Genomic DNA, 25013 nt, shown 5'->3' with positions numbered 1-25013 from the left:
GCCGTTCCTAGGACACGGCGAGATCCTCGCCGGTCTCGTCGAGGTGGGCCGCCATGGCGGCGACCGCTTCCTGCGGTGCGCCCGATGCGATGGCGGCCAGGATCCGCCGGTGGGCCGTGATCGTCGCCCGCTGGCTGTCGCCCCGGCGGGACCGCCCCTCGTAGCTGGCGAGCCGGTGTGCGGTGAGGATGTCCGAGAGCGATTCCAGGACGAGTTCCAGCATGCCGTTCCCGGCCATGCGGGCGATCTCGTGGTGGAAGGCGAGGTCGAGGGCCACGAAGCGGTCGCGGTCCTCGACGGCGTCCTCCATCTCGTCGAGCAGGGCGCCGGCCGCGTCCGTCGAGGCCTCGCCGGACGCGACCCGGGCCGCCGCACGGGATGCCAGCGCTCCCTCGATCGCGCCGCGCGCGTCCAGGACGTCGGCGACCTCCAACGACTGCTGGCGCAGCCGGAATTGGAGGATCTGCCCGAACACCCGCGCCGAGGGGACGTTGACCCTGGCCGGCCGGCCCTGGCTCGACACGAGGATCTCGCGGGCGGACAGCACCCGGATCGCCTCGCGCACCGCGAGCCGGTTGACTCCGAACCTGGCCGCGAGTTCGCCCTCCGACGGCACGTCGTCGCCGGGCCTGAGCCCCGACTCCTCGATCAAATCGACGATCTCGCCGGCGACCTGATCGAACAGCGTGGTGCGGCGCACTGCCACGTGGGAACTCCTTCGGGGGACGTGCCGGACGGGCCCCAGCGTACCGTCGGCGTCACGGCGGGAATCAGGCGTGTGAGCTGCTCAGCACCACGTACTCCCACTGCCCGAGCGGGCGCGCCAGCAGTGGGCGGCCGTCGCGCCAGGCCGCGGTGAGGCGTTCGCCCCGGGCCGTCACCTGGACCACCGAGCGCGGTTCCGGCATGCCCTGCGGCAGCCGGAGCCGGAAGGCGTCGGCCTCGTCCGGCGACGCGTTCCACACCACGACGCGCCAGTCCGTGCCGTCGGTCAACGCCTGTGTGACGAGCCACGGATGCCCTGTGGCCCGCGCGTGCGCACCCCGCGACAGCCAGTCGAGTACGGCGCCCAACTGGGCCTCGCGCTGTGCGTTCATCAAGGTCATGCCGGGGGTGTGCGCGGGCCAGGGCGTGACGGCGACCCGGCCGCCCAGCGCGTTCTCGTACAGTACGAGTCCGCTGCCCCTCTCGCGGTCGAGCTGGTCGCGGACGATGCTTGCGACGCGCGCGTCCGGCGCCGGTTCGAACGCGACCACGGTGGAGCGGTCGTAGCTCTCGGCGTCCAGGGAGATCGCGCAGCCGGGGCGCAGGGAGAACTCGGGGTCGGTGCAGATCTCGCGGGCGTGGCCCTCGGGGGACTGCCGCGCCCCGGTCACGCCGATCAGCGGGCCGTAGCCGCGGTCGAAGAGGATCCGGGCCGCCATCGAGTCGAGCAGGAGCCCCTGGCTGAGCCACTCGCGCAGTTCGGCGTCATCGAATGCCCAAGTCGCTTCCCCCGAAAGGGCGTTGACGCTCGCTCCGCCCCGGGCGGTGACGGCATGGCCCGCGGCGCCGAGCAGTCCGGCCCATGAGCCGTGCGGGACGACGAGCGACTGCCAGCCCGCGCGCTCCGTGTGGGTGCGCCGGCCGGTCCGCTCCGACCAGGGCAGCCCGACGCCGACCGTGCGGAAGGACTTCGGGAACGTCTGCGACAGCCAGTCGAAGGTGTCCCGCCACTCGGCGAGGAAGGCGGCGCGGCGGGGTTCGTCGTCGGGGTGGTTGCCGAGGAAGTCGTAGAGGCTGATCGCGAGGCCGTCGCTGCCGAGGATGTGGGCCAGGGACATCTGCGCGCCGGTCTGGCGGAAGGACTTGTTCCATTGTCCGTAGGGCCAGCACTCGATCTCGGGGAAGCTGCGCAGACCTGCGGGCTGTACCGCGCGCTGCATGTCCAACTGCTGGATGGCGCGCGGCAGTTCGGGTCCGGCGCCGTCGGTGTAGCCCCAGAAGTGCGGGCGGTGCACGGTGGGGAGGTCGAGCCAGGCCTGCCAGTCGCGGCCCTCGGCGGCGTGCGAGTCCGTGCGCGAGGACATGAGGCCGAGCCGGTCCCCGAGTATCTCCCGCCAGGACGCGAGGAGTTCGCGTTGGGTGGTGTCCCAGAAGCCGAGCCACCGCTCCCGCCAGGGATGCGGGTCGCCGGGCGCGGTGCAGGCCGCGACCAGTTCCTCCCGCGTCGTCGTGATCCCGGTGCGGCGGGCGAACTCGGCCAGGTGGAGCGGGCAGAAGCAGCCGCCCCAGTCGAGCGGGCGGTGGTTGTGCAGCCGGATGTCGTCCTCGATCCACACCGTGTCGACGTCCTCGGCGGCGTAGAGACGCAGGGTCTGCGCGAAGTACGCGCGCCAGGCCGGGTCCAGCGGGCACACCTGCACGGCGGCGGCCGTCCCGTGCTGGTCGGTCATCGTCTGCCACGTCTGGCCGGGCTCGAGGGAGCGCGCCCAGTCGCTGTGGCCCACGGTGTGGCCGGGGTTGAGGCTCACGGCGACGCCTTCGGCGCGGAGCCGGGTGCGCCACGGCCGCGTGGCCGCAAGCCAGTGCGCGACGCGCTCGAGGCTCTCGTGGCCGTCGTTGAACTCCAGGCCGAAGAGGAATACGCAGATCTCCTCGGCCCGCGCCGCCCGCGCCAGGGCCAGCAGCCTGTCGCCGGCCTGCGTCGGATCGTCGGCAGGATCCACCTGGAGGCGGAGCACATAGCGTGAGGTCACTCGTTCGCACCTTCGGTCTCGGGGCCCGGCCGGGGGCGCGGCGCGGGGCGACACCTAGCGTCGCCACTTAGCAGCTAAGCTGTCAAGGGTTGTTCAAGAGCCGGGTGAGCGTCCGGGCGAGCGGAGCGAACGAGGAGTGGCGATGGGGCGGTTGGCGGACCGGGTGGTCCTGGTGACGGGCGGGGCGCGCGGCATCGGCCGGGCGGTCGTCGAGACGGCCGTGCGCGAGGACGCGGCCGTGGCGTTCCTCGACCTGGATGAGGAGGCCGGAGCGGCGCTGCGCGACGAACTCACCGGCAAGGGCGCCCACGTGGCCTTCCGCCGGGTCGACGTCACGGACGGGCAGTCGGTCGCCGACGCCGTGAACGACGTGGCCGCCGCGCTCGGACCGGTCGACATCCTGGTCAACAACGCCGGGCGCAACGTCTACGCCGACCCGGTCGCGATGACCGAGGCCGAGTGGGACCAGGTCTTCGACGTCGACCTGAAGGCGGCCTTCCTGTGCGCGAAGCACACCCTGCCGTCGATGATCGAGCGGGGCGGCGGGGCGATCGTGAACATCGCGTCCCTGCACGCGAAGCTGACCTGCGCCGGCATGTACCCGTACGCGGCGGCCAAGTCCGGTCTCGTCGGGCTGACCCGCTCGATGGCCCTGGAGGTCGCGCCTCACGGTGTACGGGTCAACGCGGTCAGCCCCGGTTACATCAGGACGGCCCTGGTCGACGAGTACTTCGACCAGAACCCGGACCGGGACGCCGAGCGCAAGACGCTCGACGTCCATCCGCTGGGCCGCATCGGCACCCCCGAGGAGGTCGCCGAAGTGGTCTGCTTCCTCGCGTCCGACGCGGCGTCCTTCGTCACCGGGGCGGAGTGGGCCGTGGACGGCGGGCTCGGAGTGCGGTTCGCCTGATCTCCGCTACGGGGGAGCCGCCGTAATCGGTCGGCCGGGGATCAGCCGACCCCGGTCGCGGCGGCGATGCGCTCCCGGGTGTGCCGCAGCTCGGTGACCACAGGCCGGCCCGTCACCAGTTCGCCGCCCTCCACGAAGCCCTCCTCGCGATCGCGCAGCGCGTCGATCAGCCGTCCGCGCCAGCGCTCCAGCAGCGCGGCGTGCTCGGGCCGCCGCGCCAGGTTCATCAGCTCCTTGGGGTCCTCGGCGAGATCGAAGAGCTGCTCGTGCCCGTCGCCCGACATCCACAGATACTTGTGCCGCCCGTCGGTCACCCACTGCAGCGACTGCCCCAGATAGGTGTGCTCGCCGTGCAGATACTCCCGCCAGTCGTCCGGGCGTTCACCGCGCAGGAACGGCAGCAGGCTGCGCCCGTCGACACTGTCCGGCACCGGTAGTCCCGCCGCCTCCAGCAGCGTAGGCATCACGTCGCGCAGTTCCACGACCTCGTCGGCCACCGAACCGCCCGCGTCGCCCCGCATCGACGGCGCGAGGTTCATCAGGATCGGAACCCGCGCCGATCCCTCGAATCCGAGTGCCTTACGGAACATGTGGTGATCGCCCATCATCTCGCCGTGGTCCGACACGAAGCAGAACATCGTGTCGTCACCGAGACCCGCCTCGACCAGCGCCTCGCGAAACCGCTTGATCTGCAGGTCGATATGCGCCATGTGCCCGTAGTAGCCCGCCCGCGCCCGGTGGACCAGACGCGGATCGATCACGCCGACGGCGGCCTCGTGGTAGCCGTCCTTGCGGTACGGCGCATAGTCGTCGACCCAGTCACCGACCACGGGTTCGTACGGGTCGAGCGCCATGTACTGGTCGAAGGCCCACTCGGGCGGGTCGTACGGATGGTGCGGCCGGTGGAACGACAGGTAGAGGAAGAACGGCTTGGTGGGGTCCCGGCGCGGCAGCCACTCGATCGCCTCGGTCACCGCCCACGTCGTCGGATGGAGCGCCTCGGGCTTGTCCCAGGGGCGCGCGACGATGGAGTTGCAGCTGACGCCGTGGTCCGCGTAGTCGGCGGCCGGCGTCATCCCCGGCTGGCGGCGCAGCCAGGGCACGTAGTCGTCGAAGAACTCGAAGTTACGGCTGTGACGCCTGCGCGCGTAGTGCAGATAGCCGTCGTGCAGCCGTACGTCGTCGAAGCCGAGGCGGGCGCGCTCCGGGAAGACGTGCATCTTGCCGACGGCCTGCGTCTGGTAGCCGCCGCGCCGGAACTCGCCGGGCAGCGTCACCGGGTGGACCTCCTCGAAGGGCACCCCCTCGCGATAGCCGACCCTGCCGTGCCGCTCCTGCGACTGGCCGGTGAAGAGGGCCACGCGGGCGGGGACACAGGTCGGCGTCGCGGAGTAGGCGCGGTCGAAACGCACGCCTTCGCCCGCGAGTTCGTCCAGGTGAGGGGTGTGGACGTCGGGGTGGCCCGCGGCGGAGAGGCAGTCGCCTCTCCACTGGTCCACACAGATCAGTACGACATTGGGCTGGCGCAAGAGGGGCTCCGGGTCCGGGAATCCCGTCGGCCCCGGTCACCGCCGACGGGTGGGCGACGGTGACGATCATGCCTGGAGCCGGCCGACTCGAACAGGGTGCGCGGGCGATTGGGCCGAGCGGGGCACAGTCGACTTGGCGACAAGGAGCCATGGCCCGCTCAGCAGCGTGGCGACGTGTCCGCGGCGGCGGCCCGGCACCGGTACTCCGTCGGCGTGATGTCGTACGCCGTGCGGACGCGCGGCTGAACTCGGCCGCGCGGGGGAAGCCCCAGCGGGCCGCGACGGCGTGGACGGGGGAGGAGCGCAGGCCGGACGGCCGGTACACGGCCTCCTGGCCGTCCCAGCTGCCGGTCCCCGTCCCGCCCACCAGCAGCGAGAGGTGGAACAGCTCCGGGTCGGAGCGGCGGATGAGCCGAGGCGCGCGCTGGATGGCCAGCTGCTGGAACGTGGCCGGCCACACGGACACGGCACCGAGGTCGAGGACCCGCTGGGTGGCCCGGAAATCATGGGCGCGATCGCTGGTCATCCGCACCGGCGCGTGGGTCTGCCCCAACCCCTCCGCCCAGTACGCCAGACGGTTCGCCGCCGGCACTTCCTCACTCCGGAAAGCCGTCTCGTCGAGCACGCGTCCTTCCCCCCGTTCCGTGTGCGTCAGAAGATCAAACACGTCGACGACAAACGTCCGATGGACGGGTCCGGGCCTCACCCGGGGGGACGCCCTAGGCTTCACGAGGCACAGGCCACGACCTCAGGAGCGCGCACCGTGTACGACCCCGCACCGGCCCACCCGTACCCCGACAGCACCAGCCCAAAGGAGGCCCCTGCCCCGCACCCGCTGCTGGCGCCCGTGCTGGGCCTCCTCGGCACCTGGCGCGGCCGCGGACAGGGCGGATACCCCACGCTCGAGGGGGACTTCACGTACGGGCAGGAGGTCGTCTTCAGCCACGACGGCCGGCCGTTCCTCCGCTTCGAGACCCGGGCCTGGCTGCTCGACGCCGACGGTGCGCCGCTGCGGCCGTCGGCCCGGGAGAGCGGGTGGTGGCGGCTCCAGCCCGAGGGCCGGGTGGAGGCGCTGATCACGCAGCCGACCGGCATCGCGGAGATCGCCGTCGGTACCGCGGACGGCAACACGGTCGACCTCGCCACCGACCAGGTGGCGCTCACCCCCACCGCCAAGGAGGTCAAGGCCACGCGCCGCCGCTACGCGCTGGCCGAGGACGGCACGCTCACGTTCACCCACGACCTCGAAGCCGTCGGCATGCCGCTCCAGCACCACCTGTCGGCACGGCTGCGGCGCGAGGCCTAGCTCACGGTCCTCTAGGGTCAACGTCCGCCGCCGACAAGGGACTTCGGGCAAGGGCATTCAGATGAAGGGATCGGCAGAAAGTGGCCACCCGGTGGTTACCCGGAAGTAACTGCGGCTGCTTTGATGTGGCGTGCTCACGTCCCTCACAGCATCCCCACAAGAAACGGGAGGCCACGTGTCCCGCGTTGCCCGCCGCACGACCGGTTCCGCCCTCGCCGTCACCCTCGCCGCCGCCTCCGCGGTCCTGACCGCCCCGCAGGCGTCGGCGGCGGCATCCGCCGACACGCCCAGGCTCAAGGTCCTGACGTACAACACGTTCCTGATGAGTACCAATCTCTACCCCAACTGGGGCCAGGCGCACCGGGCGGCGGCCATCCCGGCCGCGCCGTTCTTCCAGGGCAACGACGTCGTCGTGCTCCAGGAGGCGTTCGACAACACCACGTCGGACGCGCTGAAGAGCAACGCGGCGGCGCAGTACCCCTACCAGACCCCCGTCGTGGGGCGGTCCAAGGACGGCTGGGACGCCACCGGCGGCTCCTACTCGTCGACGACGCCCGAGGACGGAGGCGTGACGCTGCTCAGCAAGTGGCCGATCGTGCACAAGGAGCAGTACGTCTACAAGGACGCGTGCGGCTCCGACTGGTGGTCCAACAAGGGCTTCGTCTACGCCGTCCTCGACGTGAACGGCGCGAAGGTGCACGTGGTCGGGACGCACACCCAGTCCACCGACTCCGGGTGCGGGGCGGGTGAGGCGGTCAAGGACCGCAGCCTCCAGTTCAAGGCCGTCAAGTCGTTCCTGGACGCCAAGCACATCCCGGCCGGCGAGCAGGTCATGGTGGCGGGCGACCTCAACGTCGACTCGCACGGCGGGGAGTACGCCTCCATGCTCGCCGACGGCGGATTCGTCGGGGCCGACTCGCGGACCGGGCACCCGTACTCGTTCGACACCGAGACGAACTCGATCGCGAGCTACCGCTACCCGGGCGAACCCAAGGAGGACCTGGACTACGTCCTGCACGTCCAGGGCCACGCGCGGCCGACGGGATGGGTCAACAACGTGGTCAAGGAGACCACTGCGCCCTGGACCGTGAGCAGTTGGGGCACGAGCTACACGTACACCAACCTGTCGGACCACTACCCCCTCCAGGCAGGACGCCAGTGACCCGCGCCCGGCGCCGGGAGCAGGGTCAGAACGCGTCCGCGAGGAACGCCAGACCCGCGACCAGGCCGATGTAGGCCAGCACGGCCAGGGCGCACACGAACAGCAGCAGCCAGCCGACCACGATGCCGAGGAGCGCCGTCCCGCGCCCCTCGCCGTCGAAGTGGCGCCCGCGGAAGCGGCCGACGTGGCCGGCCGGGACGGCGATCAGGGCGCTCAACACGGCCATGCCGACAAAGATGCCGGGGTTGGTTCAGCCAGGCGATGCCGGTTTGAAGTGCTCTCCTCCCTTCGCAAGCTCAGGGAGGAGATTCCCACCTACCTTGCGGCGGCGGGCTTGGCGCCACGGGTGCGCCTGACGACTGCCCTCCCGGCAGCCGGGATCGCCACGAGGCCGATCCGGTACAGGTGCAAGATGTTTCTGGCCGCGTTCCAGTCGGCGTTGCCGGACCAGCCGCAGTCTGGGTTCTTGCACACGAACGTGGCCTGGTCCTCCCGGCTGCCCGCTGTGGTCAACCCACAGGCTGAACAGCGCAGGGAGGTGCCAGGGGCGGGAACTTTGTGCAGGGTGCTGCCATAGCGGCCGGTCTTGTACGTCAGCATCGCCACGGTGCGGCCCCATGCCTCTTGGCTGATGGAGCGGTTCAGGCCGGACTTCTGCGCGACGTTCGTCCCGGGTTTCTCGATGGTGCCCTTGGCCGACTTGACCATGTTCGTGATGGTGAGTTGTTCGACCACGACCGTGCCGTAGGTGCGGGCGAGGTTCGTTGTGGTCTTGTGCTGCCAGTCAACGACTCGGCGCGTGGCTCTTGCGCGGAGCTGCTTGATCTGGTCGTAGGTGCGGTTCAGCCGGTTGGAGCTGCGCTCCTTCGGCTTGCGGAAGGACTTGCGGTGCGCGGCCCGTTGTTCGAGGCGGAGCAGCTTGGCCTTTTCCTCCGGGTTCAGCCACTTGTCCCGGTCGGCGGTGCCATCTGGGAGCCGGGCGGGTCGTCCGTGATCTTGATGGTTGCCATCGGACAGGGCAAGGGGAAGGTTGACCCCGGCGTCGATGCCGATCTCAGGGCCGATGTGCGGCTCAGGCTTTGATTCCAGAGTCTGGACGCGGAAGGCGATATGCCATCCGAGTCCGTCTTTGACCAACCGCGCCCCGGTGATCCGATTCTCCCTGTTGGCGAGCTTGCCGACCGGGAGATCCATGGTCCAGCGGAAGCGGACACGTCCGGCCTTGGGGATGTTGACCATGCCCCATCGGCGGTGCACCCGCTTGATCTGGAGATCGCGGCCCTGCGGGATGTCGACGGACATGACGGTGCGCAAACGGGCTTTGAAGTTCGGCTCGTCCGCCCGCCGGTCCCAGCAGTTCTTCCACGCCTGGACGTATGTTTTCAGCACTGCCTGCCCGGCCTGGGCGGGGAGCACTCCGAGCCAGTCGATCTCCCTGCGGGCCTGGCGGATCGCTGCATCGGCGGCGGCCAGGGAACGCTTGTCCTTGGGGAGCATCGTCCACCAGTCGTGCAGGCAGTTCCACATGGTGCGGGCCGCGTGCGCCTGGTCGTCCATGAGCCGGACCTGTGCAGGCGTCAGCGCCAGCCGGGCACGATGCCCGAACTGCCGCTTAACTTCCGCACGTTCCGTAGTCACATGGTCACCATAACGTTGGACCCCATGTCGCCGAGAGGGAACCAAAATCCCGAGGTGCGTTTTGGTCGCCGCGTCGTCTACAACCTGCACGTCCACTTGATTTTTGTCACCAAGTACCGGCGCAACGCATTCACCGATGCCATGCTGACGCGCGCTGAGGAGATCATGCGCGCGGTCTGCAGGGACTTCGAGGCCGAACTCAAGCAGTTCAACGGCGAGCACGACCATGTACACCTGCTCGTGCCCTACCCGCCGAAAGTCCAGCTCCCCAAACTGGTCAACTCCCTCAAGAGCGTCTCCTCCCGCAAGCTCCGCCAGGAGTACAGCACGCACGTCCACCGTTACCTGTGGGGCGGACACTTATGGTCCGGCTCCTACTTCACCGGATCCTGCGGCGGAGCACCACTGACCATCGTCAAGCAGTACATCGAAAAACAGCAGCGTCCCGTGGTCTGAGGACAACACTGCGGACCCGAACGAACAGTACGGGCACAGCAGCTCTGAGATGGCCTTCACCCCCCGCTCTGAAGGCAGAGCACTGGCCAAGATCAAAGGTAGAAGTTGGCGAGCGACGCGACGCCGAAGCCCGCGAAGGAGATGCTCACCTTCGCGGGCCGGTTCCTGCCGCCGAGGCCGTGCCCTGACCCCGTCCGCTCCCGTGTGCTCTGCGAGCCGCCGCTCACGGTCCCCCTGGGCTGGTGTCCGGTGCAAGGCGTGAATCCTACGGGGACGCCGCGACAGGGCTCGACACAGGCGCGCGGCCACGAGCGCGGGCCCTCTCCTGTGGCGCCCGGCGACCCCCTCCGCGAGGCTGGAAGAGGGGGCCGCCGCACGGATCAGGAAGGGCCCCTCATGCCGGACGCGAAGGACTCCGCCCCGCCGCACTCCGCCTCGGCGCGGGGCGTACGCGTCTCGGAGAACGGGCCGTACCTCGTCACCGGCGGAGTCCCCCTCACCCGGCTGGTCATCGTCACCGACGCGCGGGGCCAGTCCGTCGAGTGGTGGCAGCAGCGCACGTACGACACCGAGGAGACGTACGAGCTGTGCCGCTGCGGGCAGTCCGCGAACAAGCCGTTCTGCGACCGCAGTCATGAGCGTGTCGGGTTCGACGGCACCGAGACCGCGAGTCGGCTGCCCTATCTGGAACAGGCCGACGAGCAGGACGGACCCGAGCTCACCCTCACCGACGCCCAGCCCCTGTGCGCCTTCGCGCGGTTCTGCGACGCGGACGGGCAGGTGTGGAACCTCGTCGAGGAGAAGGGCACCGCCGACGTGGTGGAACGGGAGACGGGCGACTGTCCCTCAGGGCGCCTCGTCGCCTGGAACCCCGCCGAGCGGCGCCCCGTCGAGCCCGAACTCCCGCCGTCCATCGGCATCATCGACGACCCGCAGGAGGGCGTCAGCGGAGGGATCTGGGTGCGCGGCGGCATTCCGGTGACCGCCGCCGACGGCACGCCGTACGAGGTCCGCAACCGCGTGACCCTGTGCCGCTGCGGAGCCTCGCGCAACAAGCCGTTCTGCGACGGCACCCACGCGTCGATCGGCTTCAAGGACACCTGACCTCACCGCGCTCCGGTACCGAAGGCCGTACGCCGTACGGGTCATCCAGCGCGCCGTCGTCCGCGCCTGCCACTGCAATGGACGAGTGCCCCCATGGAGCGGACCCCTCACCCAGAGCCCCGGCAGCGCGCCGCCCGACGACTGTCTGGCGCGCAACGACTGGATCTGCGGCGAGTACCTGAGCACCCGCCGTCACATCCTCCTCGACGCGGTCGTCCAACACCTCCAGCTCACCGCGCTCGCCGTCCTGATCGCGCTGGTGCTCGCCGTGCCGCTGGCCGTCGTCGCGCGCCGCTGGTCCCTCGCGTCGGGCCCGGTCCTCGCCCTGACGACGATCCTCTACACGATCCCGTCCCTCGCCATGTTCTCGCTGCTGCTGCCCGCGTACGGCCTGTCCGCGTCCCTCGTCGTCGCAGGGCTCGTCCTGTACTCGCTCACGCTCCTCGTGCGGAACATCCTCGCGGGCCTGCGCGCGGTCCCCCAAGACACCCGGCAGGCCGCGCGCGGCATGGGATTCGGGCCAATCAGGCTGCTGCTCACGGTGGAGCTGCCCCTCGCCCTGCCGGCCGCGATGGCGGGCCTGCGCATCGCCATGGTCTCCGCCGTCTCCCTCGTCACGGTGGGCGCCATCGTCGGCTACGGCGGCCTCGGCAACCTCATCTACGCGGGCATGAACACGTTCTTCAAGGCCCAGGTCCTCACCGCGTCCGTGCTGTGCGTCGTCATCGCGGTCGCCGCCGACCTGCTGCTGCTCGGCGTGCAGCGGATCCTCACTCCCTGGACGAGAGCGAGCCACGCGTGAAGACCCTCACCGACGCCTGGGACTGGCTCGCCGACGCCTCGCACTGGTCCGGCGACGACGGCATCTGGCACCGGCTCGCCCAGCACCTCGTCCTCACCGTCGTCTGCCTGGTCATCAGCTGCCTGATCGCCCTGCCCGTCGCGCTCGTCCTCGGCCACCTCGGCAAGGGCGGCGCGCTCGCCGTGAACATCTCCAACGTCGGCCGCGCCGTCCCCACCTTCGCGGTCCTCGTGCTGCTCCTGCTCACCCCGCTCGGCAAGTTCGGAGAGGGGCCCACGGTCGTCGCCCTGGTCCTATTCGCGGTCCCGCCGCTGCTCACGAACGCCTACGTCGGGATGCGCGGCGTCGACCGTGACATCGTCCAGGCCGCTCGCGGCATGGGGATGACGGGACGGCAGATGCTGTTCCAGGTCGAGGTCCCCCTCGCCCTGCCGATGATCATGAACGGGGTGCGGATCGCCGCGGTGCAGCTCGTCGCCACCGCGACGATCGCGGCCCTCGCGGGAGGCGGCGGCCTCGGCCGGATCATCACCGCCGGATTCAACCTGGCGAGCACCCCGCAGGTCGTCGCGGGCGCCGTCCTCGTCGCCGTATTTGCCCTGCTCGTCGAGGGCGTCTTCGAGCTCGCCGAACGGTTCGCGCCCGCCCTGGCCCGGGGGAGGGCCTGATGGCGGCCTTACGACGACGGGCCGCAGCGGCAGCCGTACTCCTGCCGCTCCTCATGGCCGCCGCCTGCGGCGGCGGACCCTCCCTGGAGAACCAGGGCGCGGTCACCGCCCCGCCCGGCGACAGCAAGCACCTCACCATCGGCACGGCCGGCTTCACCGAGAGCGACCTGCTCGCCCAGATGTACGCCCTGCTCCTGAAGCAGGCCGGATACAGCACCAAGATCCTTTCTGTCGCCAACCGCGAACTGTACGAACCCGCCCTGGAATCCGGCCAGATCGATGTCGTGCCCGAGTACGCGGCGACCTTCGCCGACTGGCTCAACGCCAAGACGAACGGCGCCAAGGCCCCGCCCGTCGGATCGCCCGATCTCGACGCCACCATGAAGGCCCTGCGCGGCCTCGCCGCCCCGCGCGGACTCACCGTCCTCGACCCCGGCAAGGCCGTCGACCAGAACGCCTTCGCCGTGACCACCGCCTACGCGAAGCAGCACCGCCTCAAGACCCTCAGCGACCTCGGCGCGTCCGGCCTGAAGGTACGCCTCGCTGCGGGCGACGAATGCGTCCAACGGCCGTACTGCGAGCCGGGCCTGAAGAAGACGTACGGCATCGACGTCACCGGCATCGACCCCAAGGGCGTCGGCACTACCCAATCGAAGAAAGCGGTGCAGGACGGCAAGGACCAGATGATGCTCACCACGACGACCGACGCGACCCTGTCCGACTTCGGCCTCGTGCTGCTCGCCGACGACAGGCATCTGCAGAACGCCGACTACATCGTGCCGGTGGTCAACCGGGCGCGGGCGGGCAGCGAGCGCGTCGCCGAGGTCCTCGGCGCGCTGAACTCCGTACTGACCACGCAGGACCTGGCGTCCATGAACCAGCAGGTGGACAGCTGGCGCAGGCTCCCCCAGGACGTGGCGCGCTCGTACCTGGAGTCGAAGGGTCTGCTCAAGACCTGAACTTTTATGAGGGGGTGCATCGGTCACGCGTCGGCGACCGAGTCGAAACTCACCTCGTCCCGTGCCACGCCCTGGGCGTCCGCGTCCACCGACCGACGCAGCGCCTCGTGGAGTTTCGCCGGGGTCAGCACGCCGAGGAAGCGGGCGCCGTCGAGGACCGCGACCCAGCCCGCGTCGTGCTGAAGCATCACGCCGAACGCCTGCTTGAGCGGGGCGCCGACGGGCACCCAGGCGTTCATGCGGTGGGCCAGGTCGCCGACCAGCCCCTCCTCGCCCGCGAGCGACAACTCGTCGATGCCGACCCAGCCGTGCAGATCGCTGTCCGCATCGAGGACGACGGCCCAGCGCGCGTCCTCGTCACGCAGCCGAGCGGCGGCCTCCCGGGCGGGCTCGCCGGCGCGGGCCACGGCGGGCTGGTCCAGGTCGTCCGGCTCGATCTCGGTCACGGAGAGCCGCTTCAGACCACGGTCGGCGCCGACGAACTCGGCGACATACGGCGTCGTGGGCGTGCCGAGCACCGCACCCGGAGTGTCGAACTGCTCGATACGGCCCTGCCCGTACACCGCGATCCGATCGCCCAGCCTGACAGCCTCCTCGATGTCGTGCGTGACCAGGAGAACCGTCTTGCGCACGGCGGCCTGCATCCGCAGGAACTCGTCCTGCAACTGCTCGCGGACCACCGGGTCGACGGCGCCGAACGGCTCGTCCATCAGGAGCACCGGCGGGTCGGCGGCGAGCGCGCGGGCCACACCGACGCGCTGGCGCTGGCCACCCGACAGCTGTTCCGGGTAGCGGGAGCCGTACAGCTTCGGGTCTAGTCCGACCAGGTCGAGCAGTTCGGCGGCCCGAGCGCGCGCCTTGGACTTCTTCCAGCCGATCAGCGCGGGCACGGTCGCCGTGTTGTCGAGGATCGTGCGGTGCGGGAAGAGGCCGACCTGCTGGATGACGTATCCGATGCGGCGGCGGAGCTTGACCGGGTCGACGTTCGAGATGTCCTCGCCGTCGACGAAGATCCGGCCGGACGTGGGTTCGATGAGACGGTTGACCATCATCATCGTGGTGGTCTTCCCGCAGCCCGACGGGCCGACCAGGGTGACCAGTTCGCCCTCGCCGACCTCGAAGGACAGATCGTCCACGGCCGTCGTGCCGTCCGCGTAACGCTTGGTGACTTGGTCGAACCGGATCATTCCCTCACGCTAACCGCGACGGTCACTCCCCGCTCACCAGCACCACCTCCAGGGCGCGCGGGCCGTGCACGCCCTCGACCCGGTCGAGTTCGATGTCACTGGTGGCGGACGGACCGGAGATCCACGTCAGGGGCCGCGTCGGGTCGAGCCGCTCCAGGGCCTGCGGGACCGAGGAGACGACCTGGTCCGGGACGCGCACGACGCAGATGTGGTGATCGGGGATGAGCGTGATGCGACGGCGGCCCTGGTCGGGCGAGCCGTCGAGCACGATGGTGCCGGTCTCGGCGACGGCGACCGCGCAGCCGGTGACCACGCTCCCCACCTTGTCCAAGTCGTGCGTGGTGCTCACGGCACGGTCGTGCACCCGGGTGGGATCGGCAGCGGACATCCACTCGGGCGGCAGGCCTGGGGGCACGAGCACGTACTGCGGCCCCCGCGCGGCGAGCAGCCTCATGATCAGGTACGGGAGCTCCTCCTCGTCCTGGCAGCGGTGCACGATCGCCCGGTAGTCCGCCAGGTTCTCGGCGAGCAGGTCGACGGTCTCCTCGGTGGTCCGGGAGCCGTGCTCGCGCCGGTACTCTCGGTCCACGGCCGTCTCGTACGACGCCTGTGCATCGCCCCGGGGCGCCTCGCCCAGCGCGCGCCGGACCCGGCCCAGGATGATGTCCCTGCTGCTCACTTGCCGCTCTCCTTCTTGCCGTGCGTGCGCTGCCACCAGTCCCTGAACGGCTCCGCCGGCATCTGCGGCAGATCCCGCGTCGCGCTCCAGGCCCGGCCGGGACCGGGGAGCGTACGGGGATGGAAGCGGCGGGTGCGCGAGGCCACGCGCTGGCCCGCGCGCAGCGCTCCGGGGTGGACGAACGCCCAGCGGGCGGCGCGCATGGCCGCCCGCTCCGCCGCATGGCCCTTCGCCGGCTTCAGGACCACCCTGTTGCCCTGCCGGGTGGCCGGTCCGCCCTGTACGACCCGCTCGCGCAGGTGGACCAGCACCTCGGGGATGTCGATGGCGACGGGGCAGACTTCGTAGCAGGCGCCGCAGAGGCTGGAGGCGTAGGGGAGTGAGGCGTCGATCTCGCTTGCGGTGCCGCGGAGTTGGGGGGTGAGGATGGCGCCGATGGGGCCGGGGTAGACGGATCCGTATGCGTGGCCGCCGGCCCGCTCGTAGACCGGGCATACGTTCAGGCAGGCGGAGCAGCGGATGCAGCGCAGGGCCTGGCGGCCGACTTCGTCGGCGAGGGTGTCGGTGCGGCCGTTGTCGATCAGGACGAGGTGGAACGTCTGCGGGCCGTCGGTGTCGGTGGTGCCGGTCCACATCGAGGTGTACGGGTTCATGCGCTCGGCCGTCGAGGAGCGCGGGAGTGTCTGGAGGAAGACCTCGAGGTCGCGCCAGGTGGGGACGATCTTCTCGATGCCGACGACGGAGATCAGCGTTTCGGGCAGAGTGAGGCACATGCGGCCGTTGCCCTCGGACTCGACGACGACCAGGGTGCCGGTCTCGGCGACCATGAAGTTGGCCCCGGAGATGCCGACCTTGGCGCGCAGGAACTTCTCGCGCAGGTGGAGGCGGGCGGCCTCGGCCAGCTCGGCGGGGGTGTCGGTGAGGCCTTCGGGGGCGGGGCGGCCCCACTGGCCCATCTCCTTGGCGAAGATGTCGCGGATCTCGGCGCGGTTGCGGTGGATGGCCGGGACGAGGATGTGGGAGGGGCGGTCGTGGCCGAGCTGCACGATCAGTTCGGCGAGGTCGGTCTCGTAGGCGGCGATCCCGGCTTCTTCGAGTGCTTCGTTGAGCCCGATCTCCTGGGTGGCCATCGACTTGACCTTGACCACTTCCGACTCGCCGGTCTCCTTGGCCAGGCGGGTGACGATCCGGTTGGCCTCGTCGGCGTCGGCGGCCCAGTGGACGATGCCGCCCGCCGCGGTGACGGCCTCCTCCAACTGCACGAGGTAGGTGTCGAGATGGCGGAGGGTGTGGTCCTTGATCTGCTTGCCGGCCTCGCGCAGGAGCGCCCAGTCGTCGAGCTCCGCGACGGCCTTGGCCCGCTTGTCGCGGATGGTGTGTGTGGCGTGCTTCAGGTTGGCGCGCAGGGTCGCGTTGCCGACGGCGTCGTGGGCCGCCTTCGGGAAGGCCGGCATCCCGACAAATGTGCCGCTCATGACAGGGGCTCCTCTTCCGTGCTCGCCAGGATCTCCGCGATGTGGACGGGGCGCATCGCGGTGTGCAGGCGGGACATCGTGCCGCCGAGGTGCATCAGGCACGAGTTGTCCGCCGCGCACAGGACGTCGGCCCCGGTCGAGGCGGCGTTGCGGACCTTGTCGGTGCCCATGGCCGCCGAGACATCGGAGTTCTTCACGGCGAAGGTGCCGCCGAAGCCGCAGCACTCCTGCGCACCCGGCAGCTCCTTGAGGTCGAGTCCCTTGACCGCCTTGAGGAGTTGAGTCGGGCGGTCGCCGAGCCCGAGGGAGCGCAGGCCGTGGCACGTCGGGTGGTAGGTGACGGTGTGCGGGTAGTACGCACCCACGTCCGTCACCCCCAGCACGTCGAGCAGGAACTCCGTCAGCTCGTACGTCTTCGGGATCACCGGTGCCAGCGTCTCCGCGAGCCCGTCGCCCCGGCCCTCCGCGCGGGCCCGCTCGCCCATGCGCGGGTACAGCTCGCGCACCATCGCCCCGCACGACCCCGACGGCGTCACGATCGCGTCGTACTCACCGAATACATCGGAGAACTTCCGGGCGAGCGGCTCCGCCTCATGGCGATAGCCGGTGTTGTAGTGCGCCTGCCCGCAACACGTCTGCCCCATCGGGAAGTCGATGTCGACACCCAGTCTGGTCAGCAGTTTCACCACCGCACGGCCGGTGTCCGGATAGAGCGTGTCGTTGACACACGTCAGGAACAGTGCGACGCGCATCGCGGCCCCTTCGTATCGATCATCGGATGGGTGCAGGGTACGCGGCGGGCGGCCCGGAGGGGAGACACCTGGCGTCACCGTTCGGCGAGGCGCTGCTCGGCGGCCCGCCACGCGGTGTGGTTCCCCCGCGGCTCGTACCGGGTCAGGGGCTGGGTGCGGGCGAGGAGTTCGCGTATCGCCGCCCGGTCGCCGACGAGGCCGTGGGCGCGGGCCTGCACGAGTACGTTGCCCAGGGCCGCCGCCTCGGCGGGGCCCGCCACGACCGGGAGACCGCAGGCGTCGGCGGTCAACTGGCACAGCAGCGCGTTACGAGCGCCTCCGCCCACGATGTGCACGACGTCGACCGGGTGGTCGGCCAGGCGTGCCGCGTCGGCGATCGCCCGCCGGTGCGCGAGCGCCAGGGAATCGAGGATGCACCGGGTCGTCTCGGCGGGGGTGCGCGGCACGGGCCGGCCCGTGGCCCGGCAGGCCTCCGCGATGCGCTCGGGCATCCTGCCCGGGGCGAGGAACACGGCGTCACCCGCGTCCACCACCGACCGCAGCGGCGCCACGTCCCCCGCCTCCCGCAGCAGCGCCCCCAGTTCGGGATCCCCCCAGGCGCGCAGGCACTCCTGGAGCAGCCACAGGCCCATGATGTTGCGCAGATACCGGACGGTGCCGTCCAGACCCAGCTCGTTCGTGAAGTTCGCGGCGCGGCTTGCCTCGCTCAGGACGGGGGCGTCGAGTTCGAGACCGGCCAGCGACCAGGTGCCGGTGCAGATATAGGCGAACCGTTCGCCGGGTGCGGCCGGGACGGCGGCCACCGCGGACGCCGTGTCGTGCGAGCCGACGGCCGTCATCGGAACCGGACCCGTCAGTCCCGTCTCCTCCAGTACCTCCGGGAGCAGCTGCCCCGCCGGGTCCCCGGGGCGCCGCAGCGGCGGGAAGAGCCCGAGATCGACCCCGAGGCGCTCGGCGACCGAGGACGCCCAGTCACCGGTGCGCGGGTCGATCAGCTGGGTGGTCGAGGCATTGGTCACCTCCGTGCCCTGTTCGCCGGTCAGCCAGTACGAGATCAGATCGGGGATCAGCAACAGGCGTCGTGCAGAGGCCAGTTGAGTCGATCCTTGTGCCGCCACCAGCTGGTAGAGGGTGTTGAACGGCGCGTACTGGAGCCCCGTCGCCGCGTACAGTTCCGCCGCCGGCACGCTTGCCCACACCTTGTCCGCCACACCCTCGGTACGCCCGTCGCGGTAGTGCACGGGGTGGCCGAGCAGCGCGCCGTCCGCGTCGAGGAGGCCGTAGTCCACGGCCCAGCTGTCGATGCCGACGGACGCGATCCGTCCGCCCGCCGTGGCGCCGGCGGCGCGCAGCCCGTCCAGCACGCCCGCGTACAGGCCGAGCACGTCCCAGCGCAGCCCCTCCGGAAGCCGCACCGGACGGTTGGGAAAGCGGTGGGCCTCCGCCAGGTCGAGGGTGCCGGGGCCGACCCGGCCGACCATGACGCGCCCGCTGGAGGCGCCCAGGTCGACCGCGGCGAACGCGCCCGTCCGGGCGGGAACCGGATTCGCCAAGGCCGCGCTCACCGCAGGAAGGCCGCGGCGACGCCGGCGTCCACGGGTATGTGCAGCCCCGTCGTGTGCGTGAGGTCCCCGCCCGTCAAGGCGAACACCGCGTTCGCGACATGCTCGGGCAGTACCTCGCGCTTGAGGATGGTCCGCTGCGCGTAGAACTCGCCGAGCTTGTCCTCTCCGATCCCGTACGTCGCCGCGCGCTGCGCGCCCCAGCCGCCCGCGAAGATCCCGGAGCCGCGCACCACACCGTCCGGATTCACGCCGTTGACCCGGATGCCGTGTTCGCCCAACTCGGCTGCAAGGAGGCGGACTTGATGTGCCTGGTCGGCCTTGGTCGCGGAGTACGCGATGTTGTTCGGGCCCGCGAACACCGCGTTCTTCGAGGCGATGTACACGATGTCGCCGCCGAGGCCCTGCGTCCGCATGACTCGGGCGGCCTCGCGCGACACGAGGAAGGAGCCGCGCGCCATGATGTCGTGCTGCAGGTCCCAGTCCCGGGCCGTGGTCTCCAGGAGCGGCTTCGAGATGGAGATGCCCGCGTTGTTCACCACGAGGTCGACCCCGCCGAACGCCAGGACTGCCGCCCCGAACGCGTCGATGATCTGCTCCTCCGACGTCACATCGACCGTGACGGCCACCGCCTTGTCGGGACCGCCCAACTCCTCGGCCACCGCGGCCGCGTTGCCCCCGTTCAGATCCGCGACCACCACGCACGCGCCCTCCGCCACGAGTCTGCGGGCGATCGCCTTCCCGATCCCGCTGCCCGCGCCCGTCACGAGCGCGACCCGCGTGGCGAGCGGCTTGGGCTTCGGCATCCGGCGGAGCTTGGCCTCCTCCAGGGACCAGTACTCGATGCGGAACTTCTCCGGCTCCTCGATCGGCGCGTAGGCCGACACGGCCTCGGCGCCGCGCATCACATTGATGGCGTTGACGTAGAACTCGCCCGCGACGCGCGCCGTCTGTTTGTCCTTGCCGAAGCTGAACATGCCGACCCCTGGGACGAGCACGATCGCCGGATCGGCGCCCCGCATCGCCGGCGAGTCATGGCCCGCGTGCCGCGCGTAGTAGGCCGCGTACTCCTCGCGGTACTCGGCGTGCAGCTGCCTCAGGCGTGCGACCGCCTCGTCCAGGGGAGCCGTGGGCGGCAGGTCGAGGACCAGGGGCCTGACCTTCGTGCGGAGGAAGTGGTCGGGGCAGGACGTGCCGAGGGCCGCCAGGCGCGGGTGCTCGGTGCGCGACAGGAAGTCGAGCACGACGTCCGCGTCGTCGAAGTGGCCCACCTGGGGCCGGTCCTGGGAGGCGAGCGCCCTGATGAACGGGGCGAGGGCGGCGGCCCGCTCCCGGCGGCCGGCCGGACCGGCGCCGGTGTACCCCGCGAGCAGTGGGCCGAACGGCTCGGCCCTGCCCCGCTCGGCGAGGAACGCCTCCGCGGTACGGATGATGTGCAGGGAGCGCCGCTCGCACTCCTGTGCCGTGTCGCCCCACGCCGTGATGCCGTGACCGCCGAGGACGCAGCCGATCGCCCGCGGGTTGGCCTTCTTGACCGCCGCGATGTCCAGGCCGAGCTGGAATCCGGGCCTGCGCCACGGCACCCACACCACTGCGTCGCCGAAGCACTCGGCGGTCAGCTTCTCGCCGTCCGCGGCGCAGGCGAGCGCGATCCCGGAGTCGGGGTGCAGGTGGTCCACGTGCGCCGCGTCCACGAGGCCGTGCATCGCGGTGTCGATGGACGGCGCGGCGCCGCCCCTGCCGTGCAGGCAGTAGTCGAACGCGGCGACCATCTCGTCCTCGCGCTCCACCCCCGGATACACGCCCTCCAGGGCGCGCAGCCGGTCCAGGCGCAGGGCCGCGAGCCCGTCGGCCGTGAGCGTCCCCAGGTCGCCGCCCGAGCCCTTGACCCACATCAGCTCGACGTCACCGCCCGTCACCGGGTCGGTCGACGTGCCCTTCGCCGAGGTGTTGCCCCCCGCGTAGTTCGTATTGCGCGGATCCGCGCCCAACCGGTGCGAACGGGCCAGGAGTTCGCTCACGCACGTGTGCTGCTCCGTCATGTCGCTCATGCCCCCCATCCGGCCTGTACGCCTCCGACGCGGTCCTTCACGATCCGCTCCTGCCATCCTGACCGCCGGTAGGCCCCCATGGGATCCGGGTCCAGCCCCAGCTCTTCCCTGACCTCCTCCAGTAGGGGACGCACGTCCGTGTTGTACGCGTCCATCAGCGCCCCGTTGGCCGCCAGCACATCGCCCTCCCGCTGGGCCGCGGCGAGCGCCTCGGCGTCGACGAGCAGCGCCTTGGCCGTGGCCTCCTGGACGTTCATCACCGATCGGATGATCGCGGGGATCTTGGCCTCGATGTTGTGGCACTGGTCGAGCATGAACGCGATCCCGGAGTCGGCCTCCAGACCGCCGCCCCGCCGCACCTCGTACAGGATCCGGAACAGCTGGAAGGGGTCCGCCGCGCCGACCATCAGGTCGTCGTCCGCGTAGAAGCGCGAGTTGAAGTCGAACGCGCCGAGGCGTCCCTCCCGCAGCAGGAACGCGACGATGAACTCGATGTTGGTGCCCGGCGCGTGATGCCCGGTGTCCACGCACACCTGCGCCTTCTCGCCGAGCTTGAGGCAGTGCGCGTACGACGTGCCCCAGTCCGGTACGTCGGTGGCGTAGAAGGCGGGCTCGAAGAGCTTGTACTCGAGCACCATGCGCTGGTCGTCGCCCAGCCGGTCGTACACGGTCCGCAGCGCCTCCGCGAGCCGGTCCTGGCGGTCCCGGAGGTCGTCCTGGCCGGGGTAGTTGGTGCCGTCGGAGAACCACAGCTTCAGATCGCGCGAGCCGGTGGCGTCCATGATGTCGACGCACTCCAGGAGGTGGCCGACGGCCTTGCGGCGCACCGCGGGGTCCGGGTTGGTCACGCTGCCCAGCTTGTAGTCGTCGTCCTGGAAGACATTGGAGTTGACCGCGCCCAGCTTCACACCGCGCTCCTCGGCGTACGCGGCGAGCTTCGCGTATCCCTCGGGTCCGCCCTCGACGCGGTCCCACGGTATGTGCAGCGCCACGGTCGGCGCGGCCCCTGTGAACGCGTGGACCTGCGCGGCGTCGTCGAGCTTCTCCCGCGGGGTGCGGGGCACGCCGGCCTGGGCGAACACCTTGAAGCGGGTGCCCGAGTTTCCGTAAGCCCAGGACGGTGTCTCGATCGACTGGCGCTTCAGGACGGCCTTGGCGGCCGCTGTCCGCGCCTCGTGTGCTGTGGACCCGGTCATGTCTCTCCTGTGAACGAACGATCGTTGTGAAACGATTCAAAGCCTGACGCTAAAGGGCCGTGCGGGGCGTGTCAACGGCCCCGCACGGCCTTGTCGGTGACGATGCCCGCGGCCCGATCTCCCAGGCCGCAGGCACAGTTCAGCCCTCGTGCGTCAGCGTGAAGCGGTGGGTGCCCGGGGTGAGAGCGGAGACCGTCACGCGTCCGGCGTCCAGGCGCACCCCGGACGCCGCGGATCTGCCGTCCTGCCAGAGCGTCCGCCCGCCCGAGCGCACCGTCGCGCCCCGGCCGTCCGTGGGCAGCGCGACGACCCCCCGAGTGCCCCGCGGCGCACGTACGGTCAACGTGAACGTGCCGCCCTGACGCTCCCACTCCACACTCAACGGCCCATGAGGTGTGGGCAGTTCACCCCGGGCCCAGCGCACCGAGCCGGTGAACGGACGCACCTCCCAGGCGGCGTACCCCGGCGACGTCGGCTTCGCGCCGAGCAGCTGATGGGTGAGCGCGGGCAGCACTCCTGTGGACCACCCGTGCGCCATGCTCGTGTACGCGCCCTCGTACAACGAGCCGTTCGGACCGATGCCCTCCCAGTGCGTGATGCCGGGGTCGTGGCTCTCCATCCATCCGTAGGTGCGCTTGATCTGGTCGATCGCCGAGTCGGCGAGGCCGCTCTCGAAGCGTGCCACGAACTCCGGGTACGAGGTGAAGGCGTACACCCGCTGGGAAGCGCCACCGAAGAGGGTGTCGTTGTCCATGAAGGCGTTGCCGTACCGGAGTTTCGTCGTCGCGTCCAGGTGGGCGAGCGCCGACGCCGCCCGCTCCGCACCCGCGACGCCCGACGTGATGGCGATCGCGTTGCCGTCCTGCGCGTGCCGGACGGCGCCGGTCGCGGAGTCCAGATAGGCGCCCGCCGCCTCGTCCCACAGATGCGTGTTGACCGCCTGGGCGACCTTGTCCGCCCGCTCCCGCCACCGCCCCGCGTCCGCGTCATGACCCACGTGCTCCGCGATACGGGCCGCGTCCCTCAGGGCCTGCACATAGTTGGCGTTGTAGTACGTGATCCGGCCCGTGCGCCCGAGGAACGCGTAATCCCCGTACCCCGACGTGCCGTTGAGGCCCTTGCTCAGCAGGCCCGCGTCGTCCGTCACGCTCGGGTACCACGTGTCGAGGACCTTGACGAGCTGCGGGTAGTAGCGCTCGGCGTAGTCCTTGTCGCCGGTGTACAGGACGTAGTCCCAGCTGCACGTCACCCACCACAGCGGGTAGTCGAACAGCGGGAGCGTGTACTGGTTGATGGAGGCCGGCGGGATCCAGCCGTCGGCCCGCTGGTGCTCGGCGAGGTCCGCCAGCACGTTGCGCGCGGCCTCGGCCGCGTCGTCGTGCGTGAGATAGAGGGTGCGGCCCGCCACCGCCACGTCACCGACGTAAGGATCCCGGTCCCGCTTCGCGCCGTCGTGCAGGACGAGCTTCCCGTCGAGCGACGCGCTGAAGGCGCCCCGCGGGTCCACGTCGTCCGCGCGGAAGGTGTCGACGACCAGCTCGTTCGTGTACGAGGCGCCGTACCAGTAGCGGTTCAGCTCCTCGTCGGAGCAGAGGAACCAGCCGCGATACGATTCCGGTGTGCCGAGATACGCCGTGAAGTCGAGCGACACCGCGTCCACGGCGACGGTCCCCCACGGCTGCGCGGCGGGCGCGTCGGACGGCAGCGCGTCCAGCGTGATCTTGAGATAGCGGAAGCCGTGCAGGCCGTCCGCGTACACCTTGTCGCCGCCCGAGGCGTAGCCCTTCTTGTCCGTCCACTTGGCGCCGCCCGCGGGCACGGCGTACTGGTCGGTTCCCTTCGAGGCGCCGCCCGCCTGGTCGTTGCGGGTGAAGTCGGAGCGTTCGGTGAGGAACTGGAGTGTCTCGGAGAAGGCGAGGCGCACCCCGGGGCTGTTGCCGGACGCAGAGGCGAAGGTGACCTTCGGGTAGCCGACGACGACCTTGCCGAAGTCGAGCGTCACGCTCGGCGCGACGACCGGGTCCACGGCCTCGGGCCAGACCTCGTTGATCCGCGTGAACACGCCCTGCCCGAGGTCCTGGGCCGAGGTGACCGTGATCCGCACCCGCGCCGTGGACACCGGCGCGTCGAAGCGGACGGCGCGCTGCACCTCGCTGTTGCCGGTGACGGCGGCGACCTTCCGCCAGTCCGAGTCCACCCAGGCGTCCACCGTGAAGTCCGTGGGAACGCCGTCCGTGTCGGACACCACGGTCAGGCCCGAGAGCGTGAGCGCTTCGGGCGCCGTCACCGTCAGGGTGTCGGGGAAGGCGCGCTCGGTGTCGTCGTTCCAGAAGGTGTCGAGGTCACCGTCGACGGAGTGCTGCGCGTCGTACGTGCGCGGTCGGCCGTCGCCTCCGTTGTTACCGGCGTGGGTGGTGGATCCCTCCGCGGTGGTGCCGTCGGGCCAGCGCGGTGGCGCCGGAGGTTCGGGGCGGCGCAGGACGGTCACCTGGCCGCCGGGCTTGAGGAGGGCGTCGGGACGCGTCACGTCTCCGGCCGACCGGACGATCCGCACCGGCCGCACCGTGCGGCCGGACGGCGCCTGGACGTAGCGGTGCCAGGCCGCGTCCGGGACCTGTCCGGGAGCCGGGCCCTGAACCGCTGTCGCTGCCGCGGCCGTTCCCGCGCCCAGGAGGGGCAGCCCGGCCGCGGCCAGCACCGCCCCGCCCACACCCGCTCCGAGCACGGCGCGCCTGTCGGGCCCCTGTGCTGTCTTCACGTCATCCTTCACGTCTGTGTGCCTCCGTCTGCCCGCGCCGGGACCGCGCAGGAGTGAATCGATCTAGGCATGGGCTCATCT

The 25013-nt window shown here is 70.8% G+C and carries 22 protein-coding genes and 1 pseudogene; 8 read left to right on the top strand and 15 right to left on the bottom strand.

Translation table 11 applies throughout. The features are described 5' to 3' along the window. Nucleotides 1–7: 7 nt before the first annotated feature. Together ACWFR4_RS37710 and ACWFR4_RS37705 are read right to left on the bottom strand one after the other, a co-directional pair. Nucleotides 8–706, bottom strand: coding sequence for a FadR/GntR family transcriptional regulator (locus ACWFR4_RS37710; protein ID WP_453656307.1), 699 nt, complete (start codon nt 704–706; stop codon nt 8–10). A gap of 64 nt (nt 707–770) precedes the next feature. After that, nucleotides 771–2738 (bottom strand): hypothetical protein, encoded by a 1968-nt coding sequence (locus ACWFR4_RS37705; protein ID WP_453656306.1) that lies wholly within the window; start codon nt 2736–2738, stop codon nt 771–773. 142 nt (nt 2739–2880) lie between these two features. Here ACWFR4_RS37705 and ACWFR4_RS37700 point away from each other — a divergent pair, with 142 nt between their 5' ends. Beyond that, the gene (locus ACWFR4_RS37700) at nt 2881–3648 is read left to right on the top strand and encodes an SDR family NAD(P)-dependent oxidoreductase (protein ID WP_453656305.1); all 768 of its coding nucleotides are present in this window, start codon (nt 2881–2883) and stop codon (nt 3646–3648) included. A 41-nt stretch (nt 3649–3689) separates the two neighbouring features. Here the strand turns inward: ACWFR4_RS37700 and ACWFR4_RS37695 are convergent, their stop codons facing one another. Together ACWFR4_RS37695 and ACWFR4_RS37690 are read right to left on the bottom strand one after the other, a co-directional pair. Then, the gene (locus ACWFR4_RS37695; RefSeq protein WP_453656304.1) at nt 3690–5177 is read right to left on the bottom strand and encodes an arylsulfatase; all 1488 of its coding nucleotides are present in this window, start codon (nt 5175–5177) and stop codon (nt 3690–3692) included. A 370-nt stretch (nt 5178–5547) separates the two neighbouring features. Next, nucleotides 5548–5703, bottom strand: a pseudogene (locus ACWFR4_RS37690) (hypothetical protein); the annotation flags it as partial. A 237-nt stretch (nt 5704–5940) separates the two neighbouring features. On the opposite strand from ACWFR4_RS37690, the gene ACWFR4_RS37685 reads away from it, so the two are divergent. Continuing rightward, nucleotides 5941–6483, top strand: a complete 543-nt coding sequence (locus tag ACWFR4_RS37685; protein ID WP_453656303.1) for an FABP family protein — start codon at nt 5941–5943, stop codon at nt 6481–6483. Between the two features lie 175 nt (nt 6484–6658). Next, a complete protein-coding gene (gene sph / locus ACWFR4_RS37680) occupies nt 6659–7645 on the top strand; it encodes a sphingomyelin phosphodiesterase (protein ID WP_453656302.1) in 987 nt (328 codons plus the stop codon). Between the two features lie 25 nt (nt 7646–7670). Here the strand turns inward: sph and ACWFR4_RS37675 are convergent, their stop codons facing one another. Together ACWFR4_RS37675 and ACWFR4_RS37670 are read right to left on the bottom strand one after the other, a co-directional pair. Beyond that, nucleotides 7671–7871 carry a hypothetical protein gene (locus tag ACWFR4_RS37675; RefSeq protein WP_453656301.1) on the bottom strand — a complete coding sequence of 67 codons (201 nt, stop codon included), beginning with the start codon at nt 7869–7871 and terminating at the stop codon, nt 7671–7673. Nucleotides 7872–7960: 89 nt separating this feature from the next. Then, nucleotides 7961–9283: an RNA-guided endonuclease InsQ/TnpB family protein gene (locus ACWFR4_RS37670; RefSeq protein ID WP_453656300.1), complete on the bottom strand. Its 1323-nt coding sequence runs from the start codon at nt 9281–9283 to the stop codon at nt 7961–7963. A gap of 24 nt (nt 9284–9307) precedes the next feature. Here ACWFR4_RS37670 and tnpA point away from each other — a divergent pair, with 24 nt between their 5' ends. After that, entirely contained in the window at nt 9308–9739 is a 432-nt protein-coding gene (gene tnpA, locus ACWFR4_RS37665; protein ID WP_453656299.1) for an IS200/IS605 family transposase, read from the top strand. Nucleotides 9740–9831: 92 nt separating this feature from the next. On the opposite strand, the gene ACWFR4_RS37660 is transcribed toward tnpA, so the two are convergent. Next, nucleotides 9832–9966, bottom strand: coding sequence for a hypothetical protein (locus ACWFR4_RS37660; RefSeq protein WP_453656298.1), 135 nt, complete (start codon nt 9964–9966; stop codon nt 9832–9834). A gap of 169 nt (nt 9967–10135) precedes the next feature. On the opposite strand from ACWFR4_RS37660, the gene ACWFR4_RS37655 reads away from it, so the two are divergent. The 4 genes from ACWFR4_RS37655 (at nt 10136) to ACWFR4_RS37640 (ending at nt 13272) form a co-directional block, all read left to right on the top strand. Then, nucleotides 10136–10843, top strand: a complete 708-nt coding sequence (locus ACWFR4_RS37655) for a CDGSH iron-sulfur domain-containing protein (RefSeq protein ID WP_453468046.1) — start codon at nt 10136–10138, stop codon at nt 10841–10843. Between the two features lie 85 nt (nt 10844–10928). Next, nucleotides 10929–11645 (top strand): ABC transporter permease, encoded by a 717-nt coding sequence (locus ACWFR4_RS37650; RefSeq protein ID WP_453468044.1) that lies wholly within the window; start codon nt 10929–10931, stop codon nt 11643–11645. After that, nucleotides 11642–12313, top strand: a complete 672-nt coding sequence (locus ACWFR4_RS37645) for an ABC transporter permease (RefSeq protein WP_453468042.1) — start codon at nt 11642–11644, stop codon at nt 12311–12313. The genes ACWFR4_RS37650 and ACWFR4_RS37645 overlap by 4 nt, the downstream gene beginning before the upstream one ends. Continuing rightward, nucleotides 12313–13272, top strand: coding sequence for an ABC transporter substrate-binding protein (locus tag ACWFR4_RS37640; protein WP_453468040.1), 960 nt, complete (start codon nt 12313–12315; stop codon nt 13270–13272). Before ACWFR4_RS37645 ends, ACWFR4_RS37640 begins: the two co-directional genes overlap by 1 nt. Before the next feature lie 23 nt (nt 13273–13295). Here ACWFR4_RS37640 and ACWFR4_RS37635 read toward each other — a convergent pair whose 3' ends face one another. From ACWFR4_RS37635 to ACWFR4_RS37600, 8 genes are all read right to left on the bottom strand, one after another. Further along, nucleotides 13296–14459 (bottom strand): ABC transporter ATP-binding protein, encoded by a 1164-nt coding sequence (locus ACWFR4_RS37635; RefSeq protein ID WP_453468038.1) that lies wholly within the window; start codon nt 14457–14459, stop codon nt 13296–13298. Nucleotides 14460–14481: 22 nt separating this feature from the next. Beyond that, nucleotides 14482–15138 carry a LutC/YkgG family protein gene (locus ACWFR4_RS37630; RefSeq protein ID WP_453468036.1) on the bottom strand — a complete coding sequence of 219 codons (657 nt, stop codon included), beginning with the start codon at nt 15136–15138 and terminating at the stop codon, nt 14482–14484. Next, nucleotides 15135–16613 (bottom strand): LutB/LldF family L-lactate oxidation iron-sulfur protein, encoded by a 1479-nt coding sequence (locus ACWFR4_RS37625; protein ID WP_453656297.1) that lies wholly within the window; start codon nt 16611–16613, stop codon nt 15135–15137. Before ACWFR4_RS37625 ends, ACWFR4_RS37630 begins: the two co-directional genes overlap by 4 nt. Beyond that, nucleotides 16610–17365, bottom strand: a complete 756-nt coding sequence (locus ACWFR4_RS37620; RefSeq protein ID WP_453656296.1) for a (Fe-S)-binding protein — start codon at nt 17363–17365, stop codon at nt 16610–16612. The genes ACWFR4_RS37625 and ACWFR4_RS37620 overlap by 4 nt, the downstream gene beginning before the upstream one ends. A gap of 74 nt (nt 17366–17439) precedes the next feature. Further along, nucleotides 17440–18846 carry a rhamnulokinase gene (locus ACWFR4_RS37615; RefSeq protein WP_453468178.1) on the bottom strand — a complete coding sequence of 469 codons (1407 nt, stop codon included), beginning with the start codon at nt 18844–18846 and terminating at the stop codon, nt 17440–17442. An 80-nt stretch (nt 18847–18926) separates the two neighbouring features. Then, complete coding sequence (locus ACWFR4_RS37610; RefSeq protein ID WP_453468177.1) at nt 18927–20969, bottom strand: bifunctional aldolase/short-chain dehydrogenase; 2043 nt, start codon at nt 20967–20969, stop codon at nt 18927–18929. 5 nt (nt 20970–20974) lie between these two features. Next, nucleotides 20975–22174 (bottom strand): L-rhamnose isomerase, encoded by a 1200-nt coding sequence (gene rhaI, locus ACWFR4_RS37605; protein ID WP_453468175.1) that lies wholly within the window; start codon nt 22172–22174, stop codon nt 20975–20977. Nucleotides 22175–22313: 139 nt separating this feature from the next. Then, complete coding sequence (locus ACWFR4_RS37600) at nt 22314–24944, bottom strand: alpha-L-rhamnosidase-related protein (protein WP_453656295.1); 2631 nt, start codon at nt 24942–24944, stop codon at nt 22314–22316. Between the last annotated feature and the right edge of the window lie 69 nt (nt 24945–25013).

The sequence above is a fragment of the Streptomyces sp. NPDC055140 genome (assembly GCF_053607285.1).
The sequence above is the reverse complement of the archived record's forward strand: the minus strand, read 5'-3'. Positions and strand labels throughout refer to the sequence as shown.